We start from the raw sequence: 8,847 nt of genomic DNA, 5'->3' as shown, positions 1-8,847 counted from the left end.
AAAATATTCACCATTAAAAATAAACCAATACGTTTAAACACCTCATTCTCCTTAAAATAGTGTTACCTATATAATGGATTCAAATAGATTTTAGTCAAGATTCTTTACAAAAAACTGACATTAATTCTAAAGACTTGCACCACTTCTACCGAAGATATCAATAACTTAGAATCTCTACCAGAACAAGATATGCTTAAGAAAACCTTATCAACAGGCGAAATTATTTGGAATTGTGTTGTCTTTGCAGCAGTCGTTATTACTGCGCTTGAGGCACCGTATAGTTTTACCTTTGGCACAAGGATCCAAACTTGGCAGCTCTGGTCAGACTTCTTTATCTCGTTCATCTTCCTCTGTGATGTTGTCTATCAATTAAGGCAAAAGGCCAAAGGAAGAGTGCAATTCAATACCAGACAAGAAAAGTTTAATTGGTGGTCGCTATTAGCAGTTGATCTTATGGCCTCTATCCCATTTGATATTATTAGCTACTCTCTTGGTGGAGTTACTGGTGTTCCATTTCTCAATCTCTTAAGGCTTTTAGACTTGTCAGAATTATTCGTATCATTCAGCTCATGGGTCAAATGACGGTTGTTCCAAAGTCAGTTAGAATGAATATCTATGTGATCACATTTATCATCGTTGTACACTGGGTCAGCTGTGGTTGGATTCTCATCAATCCTATCGGTGCTGAAGATCAAACCTCATACTACATAAAGGCCATTTACTGGACAGTCACAACTCTAACCACAATCGGTTATGGTGATATCACTCCAACCAATAATATCGGAAGACTCTATACAATGGTTATCATGATCTTAGGTGTTGGTGTCTACGGTATTGTAATTGGTAATGTCACGAGAATGATGGCAGCTGGTGATCGACATAAAGAAATGGCCAGAGAAAGAATCTCTGATCTCCAGGCCTTTATGAGATATTATAATATTCCGGAAAGATTGCAGCAGAATGTTTCAAGCTACTATCAGCACCTCATTACAAAGAGACTCACTGACAATGACAACAAGATTATTAGTGATCTTCCACAAGCACTTCAACAAGAGCTTCAAATCTATATGAATATTAAACTCATTAGAAATATACCTATCTTTAAAGATTGTTCTCAACAATGTCTTAAAGATGTAGCAGGCTCATTAAAACAGCGCTACTTCGGACCGGGACAAACAATCATCAATATTGGTGAAGTTGGACAAGAAATGTATATTATCGGTCACGGTATTGTTGAAGTTATCCTAAAAGATGGAAACACTGTCGCTACCCTTCATGAGAATCAATTCTTTGGAGAAGGTGCCCTTGTCCGTGAGACAAAGAGAAATGCCAATGTCCGTGCCCAGAGTTACTGTGACCTCTATCGTCTCGAAAAAGAGGACTTTGACGAGATTATTGCAAGGCATCCAGAACTTCTCGAGTCAATTGAACGTGTTGCTAATAAGAGATCAAGCGATAGACGCGCTCCACGTACTCCTGCACCGCAAAAGTCCTAGCTAAGACCCCATTTATTTGCTAGCATCTATGCCTAATGGAGGTAAGAATGCTGAATTCTCAAGTAGCAAAAGAAGTTATTGACTACGCTCTTTTAAGAGGTGCTGACTTCGCCGAATTATTTGTCGACAAACAGACATTTGAAACATTTGGAATGAAGAGTTCCGAAATAAACGATATCCAAACAGGTATTAACTTTGGAATCGGAGTAAGGCTTTTCTATGGAACAAAGGTTCTTTACGGATACACAAACTCAACGAATAAAGATGATCTGATTGAAATCGTAAAATCACTTAGTGCAAAAGATCTTCGTGATCCGATGACAACACTGAATTCATTTGATTATACAAAATATGATGACAGACATCCTGTCATTCAGGGGCTGCTCGATAATATTAGTCTTGAGCAGAAACTCCCATTTCTATTAGAGCTTGATAAGCAAACAAGAAGTATCTCTGATAAAATTGAGCAAGTCACAGCAGGTGTTTCTCAATACCTTCAACAAATTGAAATTTTCAACTCAGAGGGTCTTCATACAAGTGATATGAGAAACTATTCAAGAATCCGCGCCACGGCCATCGCCAAAGACGGAAGCGTACAAGATACTGGTTCTTACTCTCCAGGTGCCATGATGGGCTGGAACTTCATCCAGGCCATGGATCCCAAAATGATCTCTGAACAAATTGCTCAAGAGGCGCTAGTTAAGCTTAAGGCCGAAGCATGTCCGGCAGGAGAAATGCCAGTTGTCATCGACAATGGATTTGGTGGAGTTATCTTCCACGAAGCTTGTGGCCACTTACTGGAGACAACTTCAGTGGCAAAGAAGGCCTCAGTCTTCCACGATAAACTTGGAGAGATGATTGCCTCAAGTGTTGTTTCAGCTGTTGATGATGGAACATTAGAAAACCACTGGGGATCAATTAATATTGATGACGAGGGAATGCCTTCAAAGAAAACTCAGCTTATTAAAGATGGAAAACTGACAAGCTTCATGGTTGATAAACTAGGGGCCATGAAAACAGGTTATGAGAGAACAGGATCAGGGCGTCGTGAGTCTTATAAATATGCTCCTACATCTCGTATGAGAAATACTTATATTGAAGCTGGTGATTCATCTCTTGAGCAAATGATTTCATCAGTAGATAAAGGTCTCTACTGTAAGAAAATGGGTGGAGGTTCTGTCTCTCCTGGAACAGGTGAATTCAACTTCGCGGCCCAAGAGTGTTACCTAATTGAAAATGGTAAAATTTCAACACCTGTAAAAGGGGCAACACTAATTGGTTCAGGACCACAATCTCTTAAAGAGATTAGTATGGTAGGAAATAATCTCGACTTCGCGGCCGGTGTCTGTGGTTCAGTCTCTGGTGGTGTTTTCGTGACAGTTGGTCAACCTGCGATCAAAGTCGATAATATTCTTGTTGGAGGTGGTAAGTAATGAAAGCTCTCATCGATAGAACAATTGATATGGCAAAAGAGATGGGTGTTAATGATATTGATGTTATCATCTCAGCACAGAATAACTTCTCTCTCAAAGCAGAAAAGGGTGACCTCTCTGAATATAAGAAGGCCAACTCACACTCTCTCGGAGTCAGAGTAATCGTGGATCAAAAAGTAGGAACAAGCTTCACAGAGGCCCTAGATGAAGATTCTATTAAGCAAACGATTCAAAGCGCTGTGGCCAACTCAAAATTTGGAAAAGTGAATCCACACGAAAAGATTGTAGCGGCGAAAAACCATATTGATGATGTCAACAAGAAGGCCAATAGTGATTTTCAACCAGAAGTTGAGAAGATGATCGAGCAGGCACTCTACCTTGAAAAGGGTGTACTTGAGAAAGAAGAGCTTGCTGACAATGCTCCTTACAACGGATTAGTTGAAGGCGAAGTTCAAGTCTATATCGGAAACTCAAATGGTGTAAGATGTAATCACAGATCAAAGTACTATAGTTGTTATACCTCTGCCCTATTAAAAGATGGTGACAAGAATGCCATGCACTTTCATTCTGATTTAAAAAGAGATTATAGGGAGCTTAATTTTGAAGCCTGCATTGATGAATCAATCCAAGTAGCAAAGAATCTCTTAACAGCAGAGCAAATTAAAACGGCAAAATATGATGTCATGTTTAAGACAGACCTTTTTCAGGAAATCTTTGAGTCTTTTAAACTCATGTTTTCGGCAAAGTCAGTCATCGATAAGGTCTCACCTTGGAAAGATGAAACAGGTAAACTTGTAACTTCAGAAAAGCTCACATTCATTGATGATCCATTCTATGATGATGGCTTTGATGTTGTTCCATTTGATTCAGAAGGTTTTAAGAAACAAAGAAATACACTTGTTGAAAATGGTGTCCTAAAACAATTTATTCAAAACTCGGCCACAGCAAGTGAGCTTGGAATGGAGAATAATTACTGCGCCTCAAGATCATCAAAATCCACATTGGGAGTTGGACTATCAAACTTCATCATTAGTGAAGGACCGGACTCAGAAGAGCTTCTAAAGGATAAGAAATTTGTCGAGATCATCAAGGCCCAAGGACTCCACTCAGGAATCAACCCAATTAGTGGTGATTTCTCACTTGGTGTTTCAGGTAGAGTTTGGGAAAATGGAGAAATCACAAAGTATTTCAAAGATGTCACAGTTAATGGAAACTTCTATAAGATGCTAAAAGAAATCTCTTTCGTAGGAGACAAACTTCATCACTCAGATGATAAAACATTCTTTTGCCCAAAAATTATTTTCTCTAACTTAGCAATCGCTGGTAATTAAAATTCAAAAAATATTAAGTAGTGGGCGTCCTTTTGATTTAACAAGAGGACGCCTTTACTAACTCTTCTCGCTCATTCTTTGAAGGAATATACTTCTTACTTATATAGGGACTAACTCTCTTTCTATCAAAATAGAACCCACCTGGAACAAGTGAGGACTTAGTTAAGCAAAGCCAAATTATTGTATCTGCACCTTGTTCTGGAGATCTCAATCGTTTATTCATTAGTGAAACAAAACCAGGCAAGGCCCCATCTAGGCCACTGGTTTTCACCCAGCCAGGATGCATTGAATAGATTGACCAGTCTTTCCATTGAGAAAGGCCCACGAGCTCTTCAACAAGTGTCACCTGCGCCCTCTTAACATTAGCATAGGTGGCCACCTTATCATAATGATCAGTGCTAAGAAGATTTTTGAGATCAAGCTTTTTCAGATACATACCACCAGAGCTAACCCAGATAATTCGAGTATGCCTATCGATAAGTTCTCTGTGTCTTAGTAATTCCATAAGTTTTAAGTGGCCGATAAGCTGAGAGGCCGCTTGAAGCTCGACTCCACTTTCGTTTAGGGTATATTGTGACGGCATGGCCCCAGCATTAAGAACTAAATAATCAAGCTTTTCACTAAAATCTATATGATTAAACATAGACCACTGGCCCATGTCTAACTGCAAGAAATCAATAAGCTGATTGGAGTTAATAACTTCTTGAGCTCGCTCCAGATTTCGTCCAGTAATTGTAATATTGGCCCCTAACTCAGAGAGTTTCAAGGCCACCGCACGTCCAATACCGGAAGTTCCTCCAGTGACGAGGCCGCGTTTGCCTTGGAGATTGAATTCATGACTATTTTCTTTAAACCCTTCCTTGAAATTTCTTTGATGCCTGAGAAAACCAGTTCGATCAAATGAGAAGACCACAGACTTATCAAGTAAGTAATTCCAAATTATCCCATGCTCAAACTCCCTTAAACTAAGAGGAAAGAAAATTGCCCAACTAATCGCGACAAAGATTATAAATTCTATATGCATCGATTGATGTAAACTAAGCCCACTAAGTTTAGCGCCACTGTAGTAGGCCAGTGCTCCACCTATGGCCCCAATGATTGAAAGCATAGGAGTCTTAAGTCTTACGAATTTTTGAAAAATATCACCATAGTAGCATAAGAAAACAACCCATAATGAGATTAACCAATAAGGGGCAACAATCTCATCTATAATTCTACTTTTAAAGAGCAGATAATCTTGGCAAAGGCCCCAAAATAAAAAGAATAAGAGCATAAAGAGATAGCGAGAAAAGCTAATCACTTCTCTTTGTCTAGACCTATTGATAATGAAGAAATTAGCAAAGCACAGAAGGAGTGCACCCGAGAGATAGTATGGCCAAAAAGTTCCCCCTGCGTGTTTAACACAGAAGAGCCAAAATGCTTGTAAGACTACGACCTTTAAAAGAATCATAAATCATCCTTAACGAATTAATGGGCCAATTTCTTTCTAAAGCTACCATAGAGTCTTCGAAGAAATGGTATTTTTAATAAAACTTCCTCTCCGACATCCCAATAGTCACGGTGATAATAAATTCGCCCCGACTCCCATTTTAAATGAGTACTTCCGTGAATAACAAATTCTTTGCCTTTAACTAAGAATTTAAAGTCCCATGTTATAAAACTCGCCTCATTAGAATCAATCAGATCGATAAAGACGAATGAAGGTGATTCTAACTTATTAAACATATCCTTGAATATCCCCTTTATTTTATCTCTAGAATAAAACTCATTGAAGGGATCTTTAAAAAAACTCTGCTCTGTATAGAATGTATCAATTTGCTCTAATGATTCAGGGCTTAAGTTTTCATACCAATATTTTAGTTTATCTAAATCTTTCAAGTTACTCTGCCTTTTCTAGAAGAAATTGTGAAACACCAATTTTTTGCGCTTCAAATCCCCCCTGACAATATTTAAAATAAAAACGCCAAGTTCTTATAAACTTTTCATCAAAGCCTAATTTCTTTACATCATCAATTTTTTGTACAAAGAGCTTATCCCAAAAGTCTAAGGTTTTCCCATAGTCCTTACCAAAGCGAAACTCATCAACTAGCTTGAGACCACAAACACTTGAAACTCTTTGAAACTCTTTTGAAGCACTTAATAGGCCTCCAGGGAAAATATATTGTTGAATAAAGTCTGTCCCTCTCTTATAACTTTTAAAGTCATCGTCATTGATAGTAATTGACTGAATCGCTATTTTCCCACCATCTTTAAGAAGACCCGCAAGTTTATTAAAATAGGTTTTCCAATATTCATATCCCAGGGCCTCAAACATCTCTATAGAAACAATATAATCATATTTTCCATCAAGGTTACGATAATCACAATATTTAACATTAGCATTTTCAAAGTCAACAAGGCGCTTGGATGCAAAATCAAATTGTTCTTTACTAATAGTCACACCAGTAATATGAACTCCTCTTGTTGCAGCATACTCCATAAATCCGCCCCACCCACAACCGACTTCTAAAACATGATCCCCGTTCTTTAAGTTAAGAGTTTCAAAAATCCTTTCATACTTTCTAGTTTGTGCACTAGCAAGATCTTCTGACTTATCAAAAAGGGCACTAGAATATGTCATCGACTTATCTAACCAAAGAGAGTAGAAGTCATTTCCTAGATCGTAATGAGCATGAATATTTCTCTCACTACCAGATTTGGTATTTCTATTAAAAAGATGCTTCAAACGATAAAAGAATATTCTTAAAATATTGCCCTTTATGAGTCTTTCAAGACAGGATTTATTTTCTATACCAAAACGGATTAGCGCATGAATTCCTTCACTATCCCAATCTCCATCAATATAAGACTCCCCTAGTCCGATATCTCCTCTCATAAAGAGCTTCTCACAAAATCCCCAGTCATTTATTCTTATTTGAGGATGAGATCCAGACTTATCTCCAGCAAATTGTAAGCTCTGACCATCAGGAGTCACCAGGGTAATTGAGCCATATTCTATAGCACTTAGAAGCTTAAAGAAGAGACTAACCCATGGACTATCTAAGTATGCTTGTGATTTAAGATGATTTACTTGCATGTTCATATGAAACCTCTTTATTAGACTTTTCTGGTTTTGAATAAAACTGTATTTTCTTTAGAAATAACTTCAATGCTTGATAATGAATCAAGAATAGGACAATAAATGAATAGAATGGAAACTTCCCTAGAAGCTTTAATAGCTCAAATGAGCTCCATAAAACTTCCTTACCATGAATGAATGTACAGAGCTGTAACTTGTCTTCAAAATAAAGATCAATGGCCACTCTATCCTGATTTTTAAAATCAAAACGATAAAAACCTTCTATGTCATAAAATGGTGAGACGTGAAACTCTTTATCTATATAATGAGTATTCTCTAATGGTTTATTTGTTAAGACGTAGTTATGGGATTCTCCAAAGGTATTATTAACTTCACATATAATGGCCTTAACCTCACTCTCCTTCCCTTTGGCGTCGTCATAACAAAACCAAAAGCTAACAGGGTTAAAAACATGACCAAAAACACGAGGAAAGGTTTGGAGTATAATTCTTCCCTGGTAATGACTAATTCCCGCCTTTTTAAGAATTGAGACGGCCCAATCTCTTAAAGAAGAGCCATCTCTATTTCCATGATCACGGTCATAGAAGGAAAAAGCTCTAAACTTATTATAACCAAAGAGCGCACTACTAAGTTCCTCTGCTCTATCAATATCAAACTTTATAAAGAAGCCTGGATAAGTAAATTCATTACTTCTTGGATAGAACCTCTTGTGAAATATCTTGGCCAGATAGAGTTTTTTCATAAAACCTTAAAATCCTCTGGGCACTTTCCTACTTTCTCAAAGAATTTAAGAAGAGCCCTTTTAGCACTTAAAATTCCGTCTTCATGAAAACCATAACGTAGCCACGCTCCCGCATAGAACATATTATCCTCACCTTGGAGAGCATGAATTTTCTCTTGAGAACTAACGGCCTTATCATCAAAGAGCGGATGCTCATATTTAATTTCTCGAAAGATCTTGTTCTTATCTATTTCCGTCACGGGGTTTAGAGTGACTAGTATTGGTGTCTCAGTTGCAATTGGCTGAAGCATATTAATGAGATATGAAACAGAAACAGCGTCTTCGCCATCAGTATTATGGTTTGAGAGATAATTCCATGAGCTCCATGCCCTCTTAACTGGCAAGATAGACTTATCCCAATGAAGAACCGCCAGGTTTTGTTGATAATCAAAATTCTTAAGAAGTTCCTTGGCCCTATTTTCACCATCCATGTATTTGACAATTTCAGGTGGATGAGCGCAGTGAAAACAATAATCAAAGACTTCTTCTCTTTGCTTTGTTTTAACTATAACCTTATCCCCAACAATAGAGGTCTTCTCAATAGCCTCATTGAGATACTTCTTATCAATATTCTCTAAGGCCCTTTTAACATAGATTCGACAACCACCAACGACTGTTTTCCATTGAGGACGATCAGTAATTTGTAGCAGCCCATGATTGATACAAAACCTAATAAAAGTATAGGCCGGAAATACAAGCATCTTATCTGTTGGAGTAGACCATATAC

8 protein-coding genes and 1 pseudogene are annotated in these 8,847 nt (G+C 37.8%); 4 read left to right on the top strand and 5 right to left on the bottom strand.

Annotation, left to right across the window (positions count from 1 at the left end; translation table 11 throughout):
* Positions 1 to 189: 189 nt before the first annotated feature.
* The 4 genes from M901_RS10565 to M901_RS10550 are packed head-to-tail and all read left to right on the top strand — an operon-like array spanning position 190 to position 4,260.
* On the top strand, positions 190 to 582 hold the full coding sequence (locus tag M901_RS10565; RefSeq protein ID WP_021278181.1) for a hypothetical protein: 393 nt from the start codon (positions 190 to 192) through the stop codon (positions 580 to 582).
* The gene (locus M901_RS10560) at positions 513 to 1,496 is read left to right on the top strand and encodes a cyclic nucleotide-binding domain-containing protein (protein WP_369793756.1); all 984 of its coding nucleotides are present in this window, start codon (positions 513 to 515) and stop codon (positions 1,494 to 1,496) included. The genes M901_RS10565 and M901_RS10560 overlap by 70 nt, the downstream gene beginning before the upstream one ends.
* A gap of 47 nt (positions 1,497 to 1,543) precedes the next feature.
* Entirely contained in the window at positions 1,544 to 2,929 is a 1,386-nt protein-coding gene (locus M901_RS10555; protein WP_021278183.1) for a TldD/PmbA family protein, read from the top strand.
* Positions 2,929 to 4,260 (top strand): TldD/PmbA family protein, encoded by a 1,332-nt coding sequence (locus tag M901_RS10550; RefSeq protein ID WP_021278184.1) that lies wholly within the window; start codon positions 2,929 to 2,931, stop codon positions 4,258 to 4,260. Before M901_RS10555 ends, M901_RS10550 begins: the two co-directional genes overlap by 1 nt.
* 37 nt (positions 4,261 to 4,297) lie before the next feature.
* Here M901_RS10550 and M901_RS10545 read toward each other — a convergent pair whose 3' ends face one another.
* The 5 genes and pseudogenes from M901_RS10545 to M901_RS10525 all read right to left on the bottom strand — a co-directional run.
* Positions 4,298 to 5,710, bottom strand: a complete 1,413-nt coding sequence (locus tag M901_RS10545; protein ID WP_021278185.1) for an SDR family NAD(P)-dependent oxidoreductase — start codon at positions 5,708 to 5,710, stop codon at positions 4,298 to 4,300.
* Positions 5,711 to 5,727: 17 nt separating this feature from the next.
* Complete coding sequence (locus M901_RS10540; RefSeq protein ID WP_021278180.1) at positions 5,728 to 6,138, bottom strand: nuclear transport factor 2 family protein; 411 nt, start codon at positions 6,136 to 6,138, stop codon at positions 5,728 to 5,730.
* A gap of 1 nt (position 6,139) precedes the next feature.
* On the bottom strand, positions 6,140 to 7,342 hold the full coding sequence (locus M901_RS10535) for a cyclopropane-fatty-acyl-phospholipid synthase family protein (protein WP_053335856.1): 1,203 nt from the start codon (positions 7,340 to 7,342) through the stop codon (positions 6,140 to 6,142).
* Positions 7,317 to 8,081, bottom strand: a complete 765-nt coding sequence (locus M901_RS10530) for a DUF1365 domain-containing protein (protein ID WP_021278188.1) — start codon at positions 8,079 to 8,081, stop codon at positions 7,317 to 7,319. The genes M901_RS10535 and M901_RS10530 overlap by 26 nt, the downstream gene beginning before the upstream one ends.
* Positions 8,078 to 8,847, bottom strand: a pseudogene (locus M901_RS10525) (NAD/FAD-binding protein); the annotation flags it as partial. The gene M901_RS10530 and the pseudogene M901_RS10525, both read right to left, overlap by 4 nt.

This window comes from Bacteriovorax sp. DB6_IX (assembly GCF_000447775.1).
Lineage (GTDB): Bacteria > Bdellovibrionota > Bacteriovoracia > Bacteriovoracales > Bacteriovoracaceae > Halobacteriovorax_A.
This window is presented reverse-complemented; position numbering and strand designations above follow the sequence as displayed.